The organism is Amycolatopsis nigrescens CSC17Ta-90 (genome assembly GCF_000384315.1).
GTDB classification, from domain to species: domain Bacteria; phylum Actinomycetota; class Actinomycetes; order Mycobacteriales; family Pseudonocardiaceae; genus Amycolatopsis; species Amycolatopsis nigrescens.
Window position 1 is genome coordinate 4,714,243 of record NZ_ARVW01000001.1, and the last position, 16,818, is coordinate 4,731,060.

General features: G+C 70.0%; 18 protein-coding genes and 1 tRNA gene. 8 read left to right on the top strand and 11 right to left on the bottom strand.

Features of this window, described 5'->3' with window-relative positions; all coding sequences use genetic code 11:
- The first annotated feature begins 17 nt into the window (after positions 1-17).
- On the top strand, positions 18-1,706 hold the full coding sequence (locus AMYNI_RS0122455) for a fatty acyl-AMP ligase (RefSeq protein ID WP_026360780.1): 1,689 nt from the start codon (positions 18-20) through the stop codon (positions 1,704-1,706).
- 51 nt (positions 1,707-1,757) lie between these two features.
- Here AMYNI_RS0122455 and AMYNI_RS0122460 read toward each other — a convergent pair whose 3' ends face one another.
- The 4 genes from AMYNI_RS0122460 to AMYNI_RS0122475 form a co-directional block, all read right to left on the bottom strand.
- Positions 1,758-2,096, bottom strand: a complete 339-nt coding sequence (locus AMYNI_RS0122460) for a DivIVA domain-containing protein (RefSeq protein ID WP_020670304.1) — start codon at positions 2,094-2,096, stop codon at positions 1,758-1,760.
- Positions 2,096-2,458 carry a DivIVA domain-containing protein gene (locus AMYNI_RS0122465; RefSeq protein ID WP_020670305.1) on the bottom strand — a complete coding sequence of 121 codons (363 nt, stop codon included), beginning with the start codon at positions 2,456-2,458 and terminating at the stop codon, positions 2,096-2,098. Before AMYNI_RS0122465 ends, AMYNI_RS0122460 begins: the two co-directional genes overlap by 1 nt.
- Before the next feature lie 193 nt (positions 2,459-2,651).
- On the bottom strand, positions 2,652-3,257 hold the full coding sequence (pth, locus tag AMYNI_RS0122470; RefSeq protein ID WP_026360781.1) for an aminoacyl-tRNA hydrolase: 606 nt from the start codon (positions 3,255-3,257) through the stop codon (positions 2,652-2,654).
- Between the two features lie 7 nt (positions 3,258-3,264).
- Positions 3,265-3,888, bottom strand: coding sequence for a 50S ribosomal protein L25/general stress protein Ctc (locus tag AMYNI_RS0122475; protein ID WP_020670307.1), 624 nt, complete (start codon positions 3,886-3,888; stop codon positions 3,265-3,267).
- A gap of 343 nt (positions 3,889-4,231) precedes the next feature.
- On the opposite strand from AMYNI_RS0122475, the gene AMYNI_RS0122480 reads away from it, so the two are divergent.
- On the top strand, positions 4,232-5,368 hold the full coding sequence (locus AMYNI_RS0122480; protein ID WP_040407197.1) for a hypothetical protein: 1,137 nt from the start codon (positions 4,232-4,234) through the stop codon (positions 5,366-5,368).
- Positions 5,369-5,408: 40 nt separating this feature from the next.
- Here AMYNI_RS0122480 and AMYNI_RS0122485 read toward each other — a convergent pair whose 3' ends face one another.
- The 4 genes from AMYNI_RS0122485 to AMYNI_RS0122500 all read right to left on the bottom strand — a co-directional run bounded on the left by AMYNI_RS0122485 (position 5,409) and on the right by AMYNI_RS0122500 (position 9,923).
- Positions 5,409-6,389, bottom strand: coding sequence for a ribose-phosphate diphosphokinase (locus tag AMYNI_RS0122485; protein WP_026360783.1), 981 nt, complete (start codon positions 6,387-6,389; stop codon positions 5,409-5,411).
- Positions 6,386-7,900, bottom strand: coding sequence for a bifunctional UDP-N-acetylglucosamine diphosphorylase/glucosamine-1-phosphate N-acetyltransferase GlmU (gene glmU / locus AMYNI_RS0122490; protein WP_020670310.1), 1,515 nt, complete (start codon positions 7,898-7,900; stop codon positions 6,386-6,388). Before glmU ends, AMYNI_RS0122485 begins: the two co-directional genes overlap by 4 nt.
- 183 nt (positions 7,901-8,083) lie before the next feature.
- On the bottom strand, positions 8,084-9,631 hold the full coding sequence (locus AMYNI_RS0122495) for a GGDEF domain-containing protein (RefSeq protein WP_245573977.1): 1,548 nt from the start codon (positions 9,629-9,631) through the stop codon (positions 8,084-8,086).
- Between the two features lie 220 nt (positions 9,632-9,851).
- Positions 9,852-9,923: transfer RNA gene (locus tag AMYNI_RS0122500), tRNA-Gln, on the bottom strand.
- 207 nt (positions 9,924-10,130) lie between these two features.
- Here AMYNI_RS0122500 and AMYNI_RS0122505 point away from each other — a divergent pair.
- Both AMYNI_RS0122505 and AMYNI_RS0122510 read left to right on the top strand, forming a co-directional pair.
- Complete coding sequence (locus tag AMYNI_RS0122505; protein WP_020670311.1) at positions 10,131-11,096, top strand: acyl-CoA desaturase; 966 nt, start codon at positions 10,131-10,133, stop codon at positions 11,094-11,096.
- Positions 11,097-11,195: 99 nt separating this feature from the next.
- Positions 11,196-11,789, top strand: a complete 594-nt coding sequence (locus AMYNI_RS0122510) for a TetR/AcrR family transcriptional regulator (RefSeq protein WP_020670312.1) — start codon at positions 11,196-11,198, stop codon at positions 11,787-11,789.
- Positions 11,790-11,807: 18 nt separating this feature from the next.
- On the opposite strand, the gene AMYNI_RS0122515 is transcribed toward AMYNI_RS0122510, so the two are convergent.
- The gene (locus AMYNI_RS0122515) at positions 11,808-12,338 is read right to left on the bottom strand and encodes a MarR family winged helix-turn-helix transcriptional regulator (RefSeq protein ID WP_026360786.1); all 531 of its coding nucleotides are present in this window, start codon (positions 12,336-12,338) and stop codon (positions 11,808-11,810) included.
- Positions 12,339-12,369: 31 nt separating this feature from the next.
- Between AMYNI_RS0122515 and AMYNI_RS0122520 the strand changes: the two genes are divergently transcribed.
- Positions 12,370-13,101: an SDR family NAD(P)-dependent oxidoreductase gene (locus AMYNI_RS0122520; RefSeq protein ID WP_020670314.1), complete on the top strand. Its 732-nt coding sequence runs from the start codon at positions 12,370-12,372 to the stop codon at positions 13,099-13,101.
- A 126-nt stretch (positions 13,102-13,227) separates the two neighbouring features.
- On the opposite strand, the gene AMYNI_RS0122525 is transcribed toward AMYNI_RS0122520, so the two are convergent.
- A complete protein-coding gene (locus tag AMYNI_RS0122525) occupies positions 13,228-14,445 on the bottom strand; it encodes a PQQ-dependent sugar dehydrogenase (RefSeq protein WP_020670315.1) in 1,218 nt (405 codons plus the stop codon).
- Positions 14,446-14,586: 141 nt separating this feature from the next.
- Here AMYNI_RS0122525 and AMYNI_RS0122530 point away from each other — a divergent pair, with 141 nt between their 5' ends.
- Together AMYNI_RS0122530 and AMYNI_RS0122535 are read left to right on the top strand one after the other, a co-directional pair.
- Positions 14,587-15,201 (top strand): class I SAM-dependent methyltransferase, encoded by a 615-nt coding sequence (locus AMYNI_RS0122530; protein ID WP_020670316.1) that lies wholly within the window; start codon positions 14,587-14,589, stop codon positions 15,199-15,201.
- Positions 15,173-15,688, top strand: coding sequence for a DedA family protein (locus AMYNI_RS0122535; RefSeq protein ID WP_026360787.1), 516 nt, complete (start codon positions 15,173-15,175; stop codon positions 15,686-15,688). Before AMYNI_RS0122530 ends, AMYNI_RS0122535 begins: the two co-directional genes overlap by 29 nt.
- Positions 15,689-15,737: 49 nt before the next feature.
- Here the strand turns inward: AMYNI_RS0122535 and AMYNI_RS0122540 are convergent, their stop codons facing one another.
- Positions 15,738-16,076, bottom strand: a complete 339-nt coding sequence (locus tag AMYNI_RS0122540; protein ID WP_020670318.1) for a rhodanese-like domain-containing protein — start codon at positions 16,074-16,076, stop codon at positions 15,738-15,740.
- A 77-nt stretch (positions 16,077-16,153) separates the two neighbouring features.
- Here AMYNI_RS0122540 and AMYNI_RS0122545 point away from each other — a divergent pair, with 77 nt between their 5' ends.
- Positions 16,154-16,768, top strand: coding sequence for a TetR/AcrR family transcriptional regulator (locus AMYNI_RS0122545; RefSeq protein ID WP_020670319.1), 615 nt, complete (start codon positions 16,154-16,156; stop codon positions 16,766-16,768).
- Positions 16,769-16,818: the final 50 nt, after the last annotated feature.

Sequence of the window (16,818 nt, forward strand, 5' to 3'; positions counted from 1 at the left end):
CGGATAAGGTGAACGGCATGAGTCGGTTCGTGGACAAGCTGCTCGCTACCGCGGCGGCGGGCGGTCAGCAGCGTGGCATGGTCACTGGGGAGCCGAAGGAACCGGTACGCCGGACCTGGGCTGAGGTTCACGAGCAGGCGAGAAAGGTGGCCGGCGGACTGGTCTCCGGCGGTCTCGCGCCGGAGAGCGCGGTCGCCGTACTGGCCGCCGCGCCCGCGCTGATCGCGCCCACCGTGCAGGCCGTCTGGCTGTCCGGCGGCAGCGTCACCATGCTGCACCAGCCGACCCCGCGCACCGACCTCGCCGAATGGGCCGAGGACACCGTGCGGGTGCTGCGCATGATCGGCTCGAACCTGGTGCTGCTCGGCGAGCCGTTCGACCAGCTGGCCCCGGTGCTCACCGAGCACGGCATCGGCTACCGGCTGATCAGCGAACTGCTGGAGGCCGAGCCGCTGGCCGAGCCGGTGCCCACCAGCGAGCAGGCGCCCGCGCTGCTCCAGCTCACCAGCGGGTCCACCGCCGAGCCCAAGGCCGTGCGGATCACCTACGGCAACCTGTACTCCAACGTCAAGGCGATGGTGGACCGGGCCGAGTTCGTCTTCGACCAGGACGTGATGGTGTCCTGGCTGCCGACCTTCCACGACATGGGCATGGTCGGCTTCCTGACCGTGCCGATGACCTTCGGCGTGGAGCTGGTCAAGATCACCCCGGTGGAGTTCCTGTCCGGGCCGCTGATCTGGCCGAAGCTGATCACCAAGTACGGCGGCACCACCACCGCCGCGCCGAACTTCGCCTACGCCATCGTTGGCCGCCGGATGGCCAAGGTGGACGAAGACGATGCCTACGACCTGTCCAAGCTGCGGATCGCGCTGAACGGGGCCGAGCCGATCGACGAGACCGCGGTGCAGACCTTCGTCGACGCCGGCGCCCGGTTCAAGATGCCGCCGGAGTGCGTGTTCCCGGCCTACGGCATGGCCGAGGCGACGCTGGCGGTGTCCTTCGCCCCGCTGTTCACCGGGCTCACCCTGGACGTGGTCGAGGCGCGGGCACTGGAAGCGGACAACCGCGCGGTGCCGGTGCCGGCGGACGACCCCCGGCGCGGTACCGACGACGTCCGCTCGTTCGCCCTGCTCGGCCCGCCGCTGGACGGCCTGGAGGCGGAGATCGTGGACGAGCACGGCACCGTGCTCGGCGACCGGCAGGTCGGCGAGATCAGGCTGCGCGGTGAGGCAGTCACCCCCGGCTACCTGACCATGGACGGCCCGGTGGACACCCAGGACGCCGAAGGCTGGCTGGCCACCGGCGACCTCGGCTACCTCGTCGACGGCCAGATCGTGATCTGCGGCCGCAGCAAGGACGTCATCATCATGGGCGGCCGCAACATCTACCCGACCGACATCGAGCGGGCGGCCACCTCGGTGGAAGGGGTGCGGGCCGGCAACGCGGTGGCCGTGCGGCTGGACGCCGGCAGCAGGCGCGAGCGGTTCGCGGTGGTGCTGGAGTCCAAGCTGGCCGGGGACGCCGAGGCCGAGCGCGTGCTGGCCAAGGAGGTCGCGGCCAAGGTGCGCAGCGCGGTGGACATCCGTCCGTTCGCGGTGCTGGTGCTGCCAGCGGGCAGCCTGCCCAAGACCCCGTCCGGCAAGGTCAAGCGGGCCGCAACCGCGACCCAGTTCGCCGCCCAGATCAACGCCCGCGCCAACGACTGACCAACGTCGTGAGTGGAAAGTGCTGCCCCGGCAACACTTTCCACTCACGACCTAGCTGCGCTTCCGGCGGAACAGGGACGGGCGGGTGTGCGTGTGCTCGAGGGCCGGCACCAGGTAGACCGAGCCGCCCGCCACCGGATGGCCGGCCAGGGTGCTCTCCACCAGCCGCAGAAAGTGGTCCACCGAGGCCTGGTCGTAGCCGCGCTTGCCCAGCGGCGGCCTGGCGAAGGACACGTTGTGCACGTCCTCGGCGGTGACCTCGTCCTCGCCCTCCAGGGTGGCGACGACCCGGTTGAGGAAGGCGTCCACCGCCGGCTCGTGGTAGCCCCTGGTGCCGACCGGGGCCCGGTCGAACCGGACCCGGTATATGTCCTCGGCGGTCAGCGCCACTACTTTTCCTGGAAGTGCTCGACGCGGGCGGTGGGGGTGTCCACCGGCCACGGCTGGGCAGCCTCGGACTCGTCCCTGGCATCGGGCACCGGCTGGGCCCGTACGCCGGTGCGGCTCGCCAGCTCCTCCTCGGCCTTGTCCAGGAACTCGTCCACTTCGCGCTCGTCGTAGCCGCGCTTGCCGATGATCGGCCGGTTGAAGAGCACGTGATGCACCTCGGCCGCGGTCAGGTCGTCCTTCCCGGCCAGCGTCTGCGCGATGCGCCCGAGGAACTCGTCGACTTCCCCCTTGGCGTAGCCGCGGCGGCCGATCGGCGAGTTGCCGAACTCGGCGGCGTTGACGTCTTCGATGGTCAAGGACATGAATTACTCCCGGGTTCTGGATCGGTCGACGAAGTCGCCGTATTCCGTCCTAGTCGGCGGATCCGGTACCGGGGAAGACCTGGTCGTCGCTCTCGACTCGAACAGGGGGGAGAAGGCACGCCTTCGGGTGAGCCGGGTTAACGCACCGCTCATGTGACCGATTTCACCGCCGTGCCGGCGGGAGAAGGGCCGCTCAGCCCGCGTGGAAGGTGTTCTGCGCGGCGGCGAGGCCGTCGGCGAGCAGCGCCTCGGTCGCGTCCGCGCACCGGTCGATCTCCAGCGCCAGCTCCTTGCGCTCGGTGCTGGAGAAGTCCTTGAGCACGTAGTCGGCGGGGTCCATCCGCCCCGGCGGGCGGCCGACGCCGAACCGGACGCGGTAGTAGTCCTTGGTCCCGAGGGACTTGGTGATCGAGCGGAGCCCGTTGTGGCCGTTGTCGCCGCCGCCGAACTTGAGCTTCAGCGCGCCGTAGGGCAGGTCCAGCTCGTCGTGCACGACCACGATCCCGCTCGGGTCGAGCTTGAAGAAACGGGCGGTGCCGACCACCGGCCCGCCGGAGAGGTTCATGAAGGAACGGGGCTTGACCAGCACCGTTTTGCGCCCGGCCAGCCGCCCTTCGAGCACGTCGGCACCGGCCTTGTGCGCCTTGAACTTCCCGCCCATCCTGGCGGCCAGCTCGTCCAGCACCAGGAAACCGATGTTGTGCCGGTTGCCGGCGTACCGAGGGCCGGGATTGCCGAGGCCGGCGAGCAGCACCTGCTCACCGGCCCCGGGTAGATCCTGCGAAGGAGTGTCCCCCACGCCCGTACTACTCGGCGTTCTCGGACTCGGGCTTGTCCTCGACCACACCGGCGCCCTCGGCGTCGACGTCGGTCTCCATGGAGGCCTCGCTCGGCGCCTCGTTGACCGCAACCACCAGCGCCTCGGGGTCGGTCAGCAGCTCCGCTCCCGGCGGCAGGGTGACCTGCGAGGCCAGCACCTGGACACCGGCCTGGACACCCTCGATGGACACCTCGAGCTGCTCCGGGATGTGCAGCGCCTCGACCTCGATCGACAGCGAGTCGAGGTCCTGGGCGACCAGGGTGCCGGGGGCCGCGTCGCCGGTCAGCACGACCGGGATGTCCACGGTGACCTTCTCGCCGCGCTTGACCACGAGCAGGTCGACGTGCTCGATGTAGTTCTTCAGCGGGTGGACCACGATGGTCTTGGTCAGCGCCAGCTCGGCGGCGTTGTCGATGTCCAGGGTGAGCACGGCGTTGCTGCCGTTCTCGCGGACCACCCTGGCGAACTCCAGTGCCGGCAGCGACAGGTGCCGCGGGTCCGAACCGTGGCCATAGAGCACTGCGGGAATCTTGCCGGCGCGACGGGTGCGACGCGCGGCGCCCTTGCCGAACTCGGTGCGGGGTTCGACGGACAGACGTACCTCGGACACGGTCTTGCACTCCTTCGATCAAAAAGCTCTGTTGCGACGGGGATCATCGGGGCGGTATCTCGGTGCGTTCGGCGGCGAATCCACAACGTGCGCAGCGCGTGGCCTATCAAGCCGCCGCGTCGATCACGTCGGGCACCGCGTGCAAGTGGAGCCCGCCTCGCCGAGAACCTATTTAGTGTAGACAGCGTCGTGGACCTGGGTTGCGGCGGGTCGTCCCGCACCGTAAGAACGAGGTAACGCGGCGCTGGGAACCAGCGTCCCGAACTGGGGTCAGAGCCGGAGAAAGTCCGGTAGAACCGGCGAAGACAGGTCAGTTCCGAGTCAGTGAGGTGTCGAGGTGCCGATGCGAACGCGAGGGGCGACCCGAGCGGCGGTACTGGCGGTGGTCGCGGGAATGCTGCTCGGTGGCTGCCAGGCCGCGATGCCGGGCAGCGGTGACGTGTCCACGGCCGACCGGCAGCGGGTGGACCGGCGTGCCGAACTGCGCTCGGCTGTGGACGGCGCGCTCGGCGCGCTGGCCGCCCAGCTCGCGCTCTCGTATCGCAGCAGCTACACCGACACCGCGGGCAAGACCGTGGAGCTGGCGTTGAACGTGACCAAACACGGTTTCGCGCAGGGCTCCTTCCCGTCCTCCGGTGAGCAGATCAAGCTGCTGCGGGCGGACGGAAAGCTGTATCTCAACGCGGGTGCGACCTACTGGCGCGGGCGCGGCACCGAAGCCGCGGTCGCCGAGCAGTACGCGGGCGACTGGGTCCGCGCGACCCGGTCCGAGCTGCCCTTCGACCCGGCCGAAACCCTCACCCCGTCGGCGGTGGTGGCGACCCTGCGCGCCGGGCTCGCCGGGGCGGACCAGCTGGCCGAGCCGGTCCGGCGGGTGCGGCCGGACGGCACCGAGGTGTTCGAGATCGAGACCAGGTCCGGCCTGATGGAGGTGACCACGGCGCAGCCGTACCGGCTGGTCAGCGTGGCACCCGCGTTGCTCGGCCCGGCGGTGGGTTCGTCCTACGGCCCCAGCACCTCGGTGGGGATGGCGGCGCTCGCCGGCGACGACCTGAAGCGGTTCCAGACCGGGGCGGAGGCCGCACTGCCGGAGCTGGCCCAGCCGGTGCGCGCCGGAGCCGGCGCGCGGACCGAGGTGACCGACACCAGACTGGACTGCGGGACCAACGGCGTCTGCACGCACAGCGTCCAGGTGCGCAACACGGTCGTCGGGGACGCCGCGGGCGCCTTGGTGCGGTTGCGGCTCAGCTCCCTGGTTAACGCGGAGGGCATCGGGGAGCAGACCTGTACCGGGGAGGCGGTGGCCGCCCCCGGGGCGACCACCGGGCTTTCCTGCGAGGTCAGGTTCACCCTGCCGAACCGCACCGGCACGGCGAAGGTGGTCGCGATGCCGTCGCTCACCGGTGCGGTGCTGGACCAGCTCGACGGCCCGGCGCTGTCGCAGAAGGTGCGCGCCGAGTTCGCCGCGCTCGGCGGCTAGCCCGGGGAGCCGAAGGAACGCCTCCAGCTCCCCGGGTGGATCAGGCGTTGCCGTCGAAGAGGCTGGTGACCGAGCCGTCCTCGAAGACCTCCTGGATCGCGCGGGCGAGCAGCGGCGCGATGGAGAGCACGGTGAGCCCTTCGAAACGCTTCTCCGGCGGGATGGGCAGCGTGTTCGTCACGATGACCTCCTTGGCCTTGCAGTTTGCCAGCCGCTCGGTCGCCGGGTCGGACAGAATGCCGTGCGTCGAGGCGATGACCACGTCCGAGGCGCCCTCGTCCAGCAGCGCTTCGGTGGCCTTCACGATCGTCCCGCCGGTGTCGATCATGTCGTCGATCAGCACGCACAGCTGCCCGCGGACCTTGCCGACCACCCGGTTCGCCACCGCCTGGTTGGGCTTGTCCGGGTCGCGGGTCTTGTGGATGAACGCGATCGGCCGGTCGCCGAGCTGCTGCGCCCACTTCTCCGCCAGCCGCACGCGGCCCGAGTCGGGGGAGACCACGGTGATCGACTCTTCGCCGTAGGTGCTCATGATGTGGTCGCACAGCACGCTCTGCGCGAGCAGGTGGTCCACCGGCCCGTCGAAGAAACCCTGGATCTGCGCGGTGTGCAGGTCCACCGTCATGATCCGGTCCGCGCCGGCGGTCTTGAACAGGTCGGCGATCAGCCGCGCCGAGATCGGCTCGCGGCCCTTGTGCTTCTTGTCCTGCCTGGCATACGGGTAGAACGGCATGATCACGGTGATCCGCTTGGCGCTGGCGCGCTTGAGCGCGTCCACCATGATCAGCTGCTCCATCACCCATTCGTTGATCGGCGAGCAGTGGCTCTGGATCACGAACGCGTCGGTACCGCGGACGGACTCCTGGAACCGCACGAAGATCTCGCCGTTGGCGAAGTTGTGCGCGGTCTGCGGGGTGATCGTCACGTTCAGGTGCTCGGCCACTTCCTCGGCCAGCTCCCGGTGCGCGCGGCCGGAGAAGAGCATCAAGTTCTTCTTGGGCGTACCGGATTTCGGACTCATTGTTGCGACTCCCCGTCGTTCTCGGTGTCCTGCATCTCGGCGAGCGCGGCTTCCGCCGCCTCCGCCGCGGGGGTTCCCGGCCTGCGCCGGGTCACCCAGCCTTCGATATTGCGCTGCGCCCCGGTCGACACGGCCAGCGCACCCGGCGGCACGTTGCGCCGGATCACCGATCCCGCGCCGCTGTAAGCGCCGTCGCCGACCGAAACCGGGGCGACGAACATGTTGTCGGAGCCGGTCCGTACATGGGAGCCGATCGTGGTGTGGTGCTTGGAAACCCCGTCGTAGTTGACGAAAACGCTGGCGGCACCGATGTTGCTGTGCTCGCCGATGGTCGCGTCGCCGACGTAGCTCAGGTGCGGCACCTTCGAGCCGGCGCCGATATCGGCGTTCTTGGTCTCGACGAAGGTGCCGATCTTGCCTTTTTCGCCCAGTTTCGTGCCCGGCCGCAGATAGGCGAACGGGCCGACGAGTGCGTTCTCGCCGATCTCGGACTCCGAGCCGTGCGTGCGGATCACCTTGGCGCCGGCGCCGACGGTCACGTCGGTAAGCGTGGTGTCCGGTCCGATCACCGCGGCCTCGCCGACCGTGGTGCCGCCGCGCAGCTGCACGCCGGGCTCGATGACCACGTCGCGGGAGAGCGTGACTCCGGCGTCCACCCAGGTGCTCGCCGGGTCGATGACGGTCACCCCGGCCCGCATCCAGGCGTCCACCAGCCGTCGGTTCAGCTCCGCGCCCAGCCTCGCCAGTTGAGCCCTGTCGTTGGCGCCTTCGACCAGCCAGGGGTCCTCGCAGACCACCGCGCCGACGCTGTGCCCGTCCGAGCGGGCGATGCCCAGCACGTCGGTGAGGTACAGCTCGCCCTGCGAGTTGTCCGTGGACAGCCGCGAGAGACCGTCCGCGAGCACCGCCGCGTCGAAGGCGTACATGCCCGCGTTGATCTCGGTGATGGCGCGCTGCTCTTCGTCGGCGTCCTTGTGCTCGATGATCGCGCTGACCGTGCCGTCGGCCGCGCGGACGATCCGGCCATACCCGGCCGGGTCCGGCGTCACGGTGGTCAGCACGGTCGCGGCATGCCCGGTGGCGTGCTCGGTCAGCAGCGCGCTCAGCGTCGCGGTGTCCAGCAGCGGCACGTCCCCGTTGCAGACCACCACGGTGCCGGAGAGGCCGGGCGGCAGCGCGGACATGGCCTGCAGCACCGCGTGCCCGGTGCCGTTCTGCTGTTCCTGCACGGCGACGTCGATCGGCTTGCCGATGGCCTTGGAAATCTCGCCGAGGTGGTTCTCCACGGCGTCGCGGCCGTAGCCGACCACCACCAGCTGGTGTTCCGGGTCGAGGCCGGCCGCCGCGCGGACCACGTGCTCGAGCAGCGAGCGCCCGGCGATCCCGTGCAGCACCTTCGGCTTCGCCGAGCGCATGCGGGTGCCCTGACCCGCGGCCATTACCACCACGGTCAGCGGGGACGGTCTGCCCGCGGTCGGGTGCAGGCCCGGGTCGATCGAGCCTTCTGGCATCACAGTTCTCCTCGTCGCGGAGTCGACTTCGGTTGGCAGCCGCCGCCCGGCAGAGAGTCCGGCCCGTCACGACCACGGCGGCACGATCCTACGTCGTGGCCGCGAGCACTCTTCGCCCACTGCGAACCGCGGGGTCACTTGACGGTGGTGCGCTGGTCGACCGCCTGTTACGTGCGGCCTGGCCTAGCTGGGCTCGTCGAGGTCCCAAGCCGGTTCGGTACGGGCACCCTCGTCCGGCAAGGTCACCACGGTTTCGCCGGCCAGCGAATTGGCCGAGGCGATCTGGTTGCCACCGCCGCGTTTCGCCTGGTACATGGCCGCGTCGGCGCGCGACAGCACCTGGTCGGCGCGCTCCTGCGGGCGCAGCGAAACCAGCCCGACGGACAGCGTGACCCCGTGCGAGAGGTGGTGCGGCAGCGAGGCGACCGCGGTCACCGAGCGGCCGAGCGCCTGCTTGGCGGCCGAGACCGGAGCGCCGGGGAGCAGCACCACGAACTCGTCGCCGCCGTACCTGGCCACGATGTCGTCGCCGCGCAGCGCGTCACGAAGCGTGCTGGCGACCACGCGCAGCACGTCGTCGCCCTCGGCGTGCGAATGCCGGTCGTTGACGTCCTTGAACCCGTCCAGGTCCACCAGCGCCACGGCCAGTGGCTGCGCGGTCACCGAAGTGGCAAGGGTGCGCAGGTGCTCGTCCAGCGCGCGCCGGTTGGGCAGGCCGGTGAGCGGGTCCTGCAACGCCTGCTGGGTGATCGCGCCGTGCTCGGCGGAGAGCCGCTCGTGCTCACGGCGGGTGTTCAGGGTGGCGATCTGCGACTCGCGCAGCGACCAGAGCTCGACCTCCAGCGCGCCCGCGTAGTCCACCAGTGACCGGGTGGTGTCGTGCCCGGAGTCGTCCAGCCTGGCCAGCTCCCTGGCCAGGTTGAGCCGCATCGAGGGCTGCGAGTTGTCCTCGGCCAGGTTGTGCCTGGCGTTCATCAGCACTTTCAGCGCCTCGTCGCGGCGGCCGACCTGGTCCAGGCAGCGGGCCAGCGCCACGGTGACGATCACCTGCTCGTGCGGGTAGCCGGGCTCGCTGGCCAGCCGGTGCAGCCGGTCCAGGTGCGCCCCGTCCGGCTCGGCCAGCGCGAGCGCGGCGGCCAGTACGCCGACCTGGTCCACCGCGGGCACACCGATCCGCCGGGGGAACAGCGACTCGCCGAAAGGCGCCTCCACGGCGACCGCCATGGAGGCGGCGGTGCGGAACTTCTCGGCCGCTTCGTCGTGCCGGTCCACGCGTTCCAGCCGCAGACCCCAGCCGAGCAGCATCTTGACCCGGTTGATCAGCTGCAGGGTGATCTCGTGCGGGCCCGCGCTCTCCCGGATCGCCTGGTGCGCCCTGGTGATCACTTCCTCGGCCGCTTCGTAGACCCCGAGCTGGTTGAGCACCAGCCAGCAGTCGATCAGCGAGGTGGCCTGCATCTTCGACCAGTTGCGCCGGCCGAGCTGCAGGTCCGGAGTGTCCGAGTCGTCCAGGATGGCCAGCGCCCTGGCGATCTCGGTGAGCGCGGCGTCCTCCTGTTCGGCGAGCACCAGCCGCCGGCCGCGCAGCGCGTGCGCGTCGGCCCGGTGCAGGGCGAGCCCGTGCCGGCGGGTGTGCGCCAGCATCTCGTCGAGCAGCGGCTCGGACTCCGCGGCCAGCCCGCGGGTGGCCAGCCTGGCCAGTGCGGTGGCGCGCAGCAGGGTGGCGATCATCATCGGCTCGCCGCGCCGCTGGGCCTCGTCCAGCAGCTCGTCCAGGGTGCCGACGATCTCCAGCTGCTCGTTGTGGTCGGTGCGCTGGACGGCGGCGATCAGCTCGCGGGCGCGACCGACCAGCCAGGCGTCCGACAGCTCGACCAGCGCCGGTCGCCTGTTGCTCCTGTGGTCGGTGCTTTCGCCTTGCAGCCGCCTCCACCCCCTGAGTCGCTCATCGCTCCGCCGCCAGGATTCGAACCTGAACTGTCAGAACCAAAATCTGAAGTGCTGCCGATTACACCACGGCGGATCGTCCCTGGTCAGGATAATCGTAGGAAAGCCGCTCCTGCCTGCAGGGGCGGCAATGCCTGCCAGCAGGGCTTCTGCCTCGAAGAACCAGGTAGAACGACCGGCTGCCCCTACCCCAGCGGACCTGAGCTCATGTACCGTAACTTACGGCATCGTAGGTAAGGCGACCCTTTGTTGCAGGTTGCTTGCGCAGGAAGAAGTGAAGTGCATGACGGCTACCCTTGACCGTTCCCCAGCGTCCGGAGAGCCGCCCGCCGCGAAAGGCCCCAAACCGGTCATCAGCGGCCGCCGCGCCTTTCCCATCCAGCTCTCGGTCTACTTCGGTGTGATCGCGCCGCTGCTGGCGCTGCTCGTCGCCGTCCCTTTCGCCTGGGGATGGGGCTTGAGCTGGGTGGATGTCGGGCTGTTCGTCTTTTTCTACGTCTTCAGCGGCCTCGGCATCACGGTCGCCTACCACCGCTACTTCACGCACGGCTCGTTCAAGGCCAAGCCTTGGCTGCGGGTGCTGCTGGCGATCGCCGGCAGCGCGGCGGTGCAGGGCCCGGTGATCACCTGGGTCGCCGACCACCGGCGCCACCACGCGTTCTCCGACCGCGACGGCGACCCGCACTCGCCGTGGGCCTTCGGCACCACTCCGCTTGCCGTCGCGAAGGGCTTCTGGCACGCGCACATGGGCTGGCTGTTCGAGCGCGACCAGAGCAACGCCGAGCGCTTCGCCCCCGACCTGGTCAAGGACCCGGCGATCAGCAGGGTGAACAAGCTGTTCTGGCTGTGGACCCTGCTCAGCCTGGTGGTTCCCGCCCTGCTCGGCGGGCTGATCAGCTGGTCGCTGTGGGGCGCGGTCACCGGGTTCTTCTGGGCCGGGCTGGTGCGGGTGTGCGTGCTGCACCACGTCACCTGGTCGGTCAACTCGATCTGTCACATGATCGGCGAGCGGCCGTTCACCGCGCGGGACAAGTCCGCGAATTTCTGGCCGCTGGCGATCTTCTCCTTCGGTGAGTCCTGGCACAACCTGCACCACGCGGATCCCACCTCGGCCCGGCACGGTGTGCAGCGCGGTCAGATCGACATTTCCGCGCGGGTCATCTGGCTCTTCGAGAAATTCGGCTGGGCGCACAACGTCCGCTGGCCGACTCCGCAGCGGCTGGCAAGGCTGGCGACCGAATCCAAATAACCGCTGGTCGCTAAGCTGACCGGTATGGCGGCAAGGCGGCGGGCAAAACGTGAAGTGGCCACCGGAGCACGACCAACCGCTCCGGTGGCCCGGGTCCGGATGACCGGAACCGAACGCAGACAACAACTTCTCACCGTGGCGAGGGAACTCTTCGCGGAAAAGGGCTTCGACGGTGCCTCCGTGGAGGAGATCGCGCACCGGGCGAACGTGTCGAAACCCGTCGTGTACGAGCATTTCGGCGGCAAAGAGGGCATCTACGCGGTGGTGGTCGACCGCGAGACCCAGTTGCTGCTGGACCGGATGGTGTCCACTTTGCACGGTGGGCACCCGAGGGTGATGCTGGAGCAGGCGGCGGTCGCGCTGCTCAGCTACGTCGAGGATTCGCACGACGGGTTCCGCATCCTCGTCCGAGACTCCCCGGTGGCCAGTTCGACCGGTACTTTCTCCACCCTCCTCAACGACATCGCCAGCCAGGTGGAGCACATTCTCGGCCAGCAGTTCACCGCGCGCGGCTACGACGACAAGCTGGCCGCGCTCTACGCGCAGGCGCTGGTCGGCATGGTCGCGCTGACCGGGCAGTGGTGGCTCGACGCGCGCAAGCCCAAGCGCGACGAGGTGGCCGCCCATCTGGTCAACCTCGCCTGGAACGGCCTTTCCCATCTGGAGCACAAGCCGAAGCTCCGGCTCGGCTGAGCCGTACCGGCCCGGATCTCACCCGGCGCGCCGGGTGAGATCCGCGAGCAGGACGCGGAGCAGATCCGACAACTGGCCGCGTTGTGCGCCCGAAAGCGAGGAGAGCAGGTCCTCCTCGTGCCGCAGCAGGTCGTCCACGGTCCGTTCGATCAGTGCATGTCCCTCCTCGGTGAGTTCGACCAGCACGCCGCGGCCGTCCGCGGCGGAGGGCACCCGGCGCACGTAGCCGTCGCGTTCGGCCCTGGAGACCCGCTGCGAGATCGCCCCAGGGCTGACCATCAGCCGTTTGGCGAGTTCGCCCGCCGCCAGGCGGTACGGCTCTCCGGATCTGCGCAGTGCGCTCAGCAGGTCCCTGGTCGCGGCGTCCATGCCGAGCCGGAGCATGGTTTCGCGTCGGTCGTCGTCCAGCAGTTTGCCGATCCACCAGATCCTGGTGATCACCCCGATCGAGTCGACGGGCGTTTCCGGCCGCTCCCGCAGCCACTCGCGCTGAATGGCGTCAACGCCATCGCTTGACGGTTCCTCCCGGCCCTGGCTAACGTCGGTCATGTAGGTACTTTAACAGTAAAGGACTTTATTGATGAATCAGCCGAGGGAAGTCGTGGTCACCGGAGGCGGCACCGGCATCGGATACGCCACCGCCGCCCTGTTCGCCAAGCAGGGTGACCGGGTCACGATCACCGGGCGGCGCGAACGGGTACTCGCCGACGCGGCCGTCATGCTCGGTGCGAGCTACGCCGCGTTCGACGCGGCCGACCCCGCGGCGGTGACCGCGGCGCTGGCCGAACTGCCGGAACGGGTCGACGTACTGGTCAACAACGCGGGCGGCAACACGGATCTGGTCGCCGAACCCCCGCCGGAGGGCGACCTCGCCGCACTCGCCGCGAGCTGGCGGGCCAATCTGGACGCCAACGTGCTGACCGCGGTGCTGGTGACCGAGGCGCTACGGCCACGGCTCGCGGACCACGCGCGGATCGTCACCATCGGTTCCATCGCGGCCAGGTCGGGTGCCGGCTCCTACGGTGCCGCGAAGGCCGCCATCGAGGCGTGGACCGCCGACCTGGCCGGCGCACTCGGCCCGCGGGGGATCACCGCGAACGTGGTTTCTCCCGGCTTGACCGAGGACACCGAGTTCTTCCACGGCAGGCTGTCCGCCGAGCGGAGGCGGGCGCTGGCGGAGTCCACGCTGAACAAGCGGGCCGGTACTCCGGAGGACGTCGCGGAGACGGTGTACTTCCTGTCCGGCCGGGGCGCGCGCCATGTCACCGGGCAGGTCGTGCACGTCAACGGTGGCGCTTTCCTTGGTCGCTGACCGCGGTGTGCCTGGGGTGTGCGGTGTTGTGGGCATGCGACCACCATGCACCGTCCACGGTCGCGGAAGGCCCGGATCAAGATCGACATCCGGGAGTTGTCCACAGTTGCCCTGCCCTGTGGACAACTACCCGCCGGGCGTGATCCTCAGCAGCTTGTCTCCGGCACCATTGGAGGTGGTCACGAACAGCGTGCCGTCCGGCCCGCCGCGGGCCGCACGCAACCGGCCGAAGGCGTCGTCGAACTCCGGCGGCAGCAGTACCTCGGTCACCGTGCCCGCCTCGTCAAGGGAGAAGAGGAGGAGCTTTTGCCCGCGCAGCGCGACCATCGCCAGCCTGCCGTCCAGCGCGCCCCACTGCGGGCCGTCCAGGAAGGCGGAACCGGACGGCGCCTCGGTACTGTTCCCCGAAGTCCACAGTGGACGAACGGCGTCCGGGAACCGCTCGGTGTCGGTCATCGGTACTCGCTCGTCGTAGTCGTCCACGGTGCCGCCCTTGGACGGGTCCCAGCCGTAGTTCCCACCCGCGCGCAGCGGGCTCAGCTCGTCGAAACCGGTCGGACCGTGCTCGTTGACGAAGACCTGCCCGCTGCCCGGCCGTACCGCCACGCCCTGCACGTTCCGGTGGCCGTAGCTGTAGATCCGCTGTTCGATCGGGTTGGCCGAGGAGATGAACGGGTTGTCCGGCAACGGTCCGCCGGTGGCCAGGTCGATGCGCAGCACCTTGCCGCCGAGGCTGTTGCGGTCCTGGGGAATGTCCGGGTTGTCCGCGGTGTCGCCGGTGCCGACCAGCAGCGCGCCGTCCGCGGCCAGCGTTGGACGGCAGCCGGAGTGCCTGCCGCTGCCGTTCACCGGCAGCCCGGTGAGCAGATCGGCCACCCTGGTCGCGCTGCGCCCGTCCCCGGAGAGGGCCCAGGTGACCAGCCGGACGTCCACCGGATCGCCGCCCTCGGTATGCGTCTGGCAGGTGGTGAACCGCCGGGACTGCGCGAAATCCGGATGGATCACCAGCCCCATCAGGCCGCCTTCGCCGCGGACGAGGACGTCGGAGAAATCGGCCGTGACCGGGGTGAGTGCCGAACCGGGGGCGGTGCCGGCGATCAGCGCGAGCCGGCCGGGGCGCTGGGTGACCAGTACCTTGCCGTCCGGCAGGAAGCCGAGGTCCCAGCCGTGCTCGAGACCGGCCGCGACCTCTTCCACCTTGAACGTGGTGCCACCCGCCGCGGCCGTGGTGCTCGGCGGTGCGGGCTCCGGCGCACTGCCGACGGCTGGTGGCTGGCTCGTGCAGGCCGTGGTCAATGCGGTGAGGGAGACGAAGACGGCAATTCCGATCTTTCGTGCACGCATGCCACCAGCATGCGCGAATCCGCGTTGTCTCGCCGTGTGGCGCGTGGTCCGCCGGAAGGAGCCCGTCTCCTTCCGCGGGAGGAGTAGCCCGGTCGACTTGACGGATGCGTGGCCACCCCGCGGATTCCTAGCGTCAGCGGTATGTCGATCAGCACCGAATTCCTCCGCCATCCGCTGCGCACCGGGGCCGTCGCGGCGAGCTCGCGATGGCTGGCCGCCGAGATAACGGGCGGGCTCGGCCTGGAGCGCGCGCCGGTGGTGGCCGAGCTCGGCCCCGGCACCGGGGCGTTCACCGGCGCCATCCTGTCCAGGCTGGCGCCGGGTGCGCGGCTGGTCGCGGTCGAGTGGAATCCCCGGCTGGCCGAAGGGCTGCGCGAGCGGCACGCGGACGATCCGGTCGACGTGGTGCGAGGGCGGGCCGAGGACCTGGCCGAACACCTGCCGGGGCCGGTGGACGTGGTGGTATCCGGGCTGCCTTGGGCCGCGATGCCGGAAGCGCGGCAACGGCGGATCCTCGACGCGGTGCTGGACGTGCTCGGCCCGGACGGCCGGTTCAGCACTTTCGCCTACGCGCACGCCGCCTGGACCGGCCCGGCCCGCCGGTTCGCGGCGCTGCTCGCGGAGCGGTTCGGCACGCTCGAGCGCGGCCGGGTGGTCTGGCCGAACCTGCCCCCGGCCTTCGTCCACCGCGCCTCCTCGCCGCTGACGCCAGGGGGGAGTGTCCGAAGTGGACTCTTTGCTGCCGCAGCTGGCTGAGCTCCCCGCGATCTGGGTGTACCTGATCGCCGCCGCGCTGATCACCTGCGAAACCGCGCTGCTGCCCGGAATCGTGCTGCCCACCCTGTCCACCTTGCTGCTCGTCGGCTTCCTCGCCGAACGCGGCACGGTGAACCTCTGGCTTGCGCTGGCCGTCGCCGCGGGTGCGGCCGTGCTCGGTGATCAGCTCGGCTATCTGGAGGGCCGCCGGTTCGGCCCAGCGCTGCGGGCCACCTCGGCCGGCAGGCGGGTCGGCCCGGATCGGTGGCGCAGGCTGGACGCTCGGCTGAACCGCTACGGCGTGCCCGCGGTGATGGCCGGGCGCTGGCTGGCCGGGGTGCGCACCCTGGTGCCGAGGCTCGCCGGGGCGGCCGCGATGCCACGGGTGCGCTTCACCGCGGGCAGCGCCGCCGCCGCGCTCGTCTGGGCCGGTGCCGAGCTGCTCGCCGGTCACGCGGCCGCTTCCCTCACCGGCGCCATGTCGTGAAGGGCACCTTCCCTACCTTCAACGTAGGGAAGGTGCCCTTCACGGACAGTCAGGCGCGGGCGGGCGCGGAGGAGACTGGGAGACCGGCGGTTACCCAGTCCTCGATGCCCCCGGCGTACTTGCGGACGTCGGTGTAACCCAGCGCTTCCAGTTTGGACGCCACCGCCTGGCTGTTGCCGCAGGCCGGGTTCGAGCAGTAGGTGACGATCGCGGCGGCCTTGTCCGGCAACAGCTCTGGCGCCCGCGTCGCCACCTCGTCGGCGACCAAGGGGACGGCGCCGGGCAGATGCTGCTGTGCCCAGTAGTGCTCGCCGAGCGCGTCGAGCACGGTGACCTTGTCCTGCTCGATCGCGATCCGCAGCTCTTCGCGGCTGATCAGTGTTGTCATGGTGACCTCCAGAGATAAGTGGACTAGAGTCCGTATCGATGACCGAGATTAACGGACCGCAGTCCGGATATGCAAGCGTGCCAGAGGAACTGCTGCAGATCGGGTCGCCGAAGCCGCGGAAGGAACGTGCCGACGCGGCCAGGAACCGGCAGCGGATCCTGGCCGCGGCCGAGCGGCTGTTCGCCGAACGCGGGGTGCACGCCGTCTCCATGGACCAGGTCGCGGCCGAGGCCGGGGTCGGCAAGGGCACGCTGTTCCGCCGGTTCACCGACAAGTCCGGTCTCGCCGTGGAACTGCTCGGCACCCGAGAGGCCGAACTGCAACGGGCCATGTTCGAAGGCTTGCCGCCGCTCGGGCCCGGTGCGCCACCCGGCGAGCGGCTTGTTGCCTTCCTCGCCGCCTACGCGGACTTCCTCGGCAGGCACCTCGACCTGGTGCACCTGTCCGAGACCGCGGCCATCGGCGCGCGCTACCGGATCGGCGCCTACCGGCTGTGGCACCGGCACGTGCAGATCCTGCTCCAGCAGGCCCGCCCGGACCTGGACGCGGACTACCTGGCGCACGCCCTGCTCGCCCCGCTGGCCGCCGATCAGCGCAAAGCGCTCCAGGACGACTACGACGGTGACCGCGTCCGCGACGGCGTGGTCACGTTGGCGAAGCTGGTGCTCAGCGGAGGGGCTGGGGACTCCTGATCCTGTCGTACCGAGCACGTACCCTGGACAACGAGAGCCCTTGGTTTGCC

Excerpts from the sequence above, each read along its gene's own strand:
- glmU (WP_020670310.1), bottom strand. The coding sequence starts at position 7,900 with ATGCCAGAAGGCTCGATCGACCCGGGCCTGCACCCGACCGCGGGCAGA.
- AMYNI_RS0122480 (WP_040407197.1), top strand. The coding sequence starts at position 4,232 with ATGCGAACGCGAGGGGCGACCCGAGCGGCGGTACTGGCGGTGGTCGCG.
- AMYNI_RS0122505 (WP_020670311.1), top strand. The coding sequence starts at position 10,131 with ATGACGGCTACCCTTGACCGTTCCCCAGCGTCCGGAGAGCCGCCCGCC.
- AMYNI_RS0122455 (WP_026360780.1), top strand. The coding sequence starts at position 18 with ATGAGTCGGTTCGTGGACAAGCTGCTCGCTACCGCGGCGGCGGGCGGT.
- AMYNI_RS0122540 (WP_020670318.1), bottom strand. The coding sequence starts at position 16,076 with ATGACAACACTGATCAGCCGCGAAGAGCTGCGGATCGCGATCGAGCAG.
- AMYNI_RS0122530 (WP_020670316.1), top strand. The coding sequence starts at position 14,587 with ATGTCGATCAGCACCGAATTCCTCCGCCATCCGCTGCGCACCGGGGCC.
- AMYNI_RS0122495 (WP_245573977.1), bottom strand. The coding sequence starts at position 9,631 with ATGATCGCCACCCTGCTGCGCGCCACCGCACTGGCCAGGCTGGCCACC.
- AMYNI_RS0122525 (WP_020670315.1), bottom strand. The coding sequence starts at position 14,445 with ATGCGTGCACGAAAGATCGGAATTGCCGTCTTCGTCTCCCTCACCGCA.
- AMYNI_RS0122465 (WP_020670305.1), bottom strand. The coding sequence starts at position 2,458 with ATGTCCTTGACCATCGAAGACGTCAACGCCGCCGAGTTCGGCAACTCG.
- AMYNI_RS0122520 (WP_020670314.1), top strand. The coding sequence starts at position 12,370 with ATGAATCAGCCGAGGGAAGTCGTGGTCACCGGAGGCGGCACCGGCATC.
- AMYNI_RS0122510 (WP_020670312.1), top strand. The coding sequence starts at position 11,196 with ATGACCGGAACCGAACGCAGACAACAACTTCTCACCGTGGCGAGGGAA.
- AMYNI_RS0122515 (WP_026360786.1), bottom strand. The coding sequence starts at position 12,338 with ATGACCGACGTTAGCCAGGGCCGGGAGGAACCGTCAAGCGATGGCGTT.
- AMYNI_RS0122485 (WP_026360783.1), bottom strand. The coding sequence starts at position 6,389 with ATGAGTCCGAAATCCGGTACGCCCAAGAAGAACTTGATGCTCTTCTCC.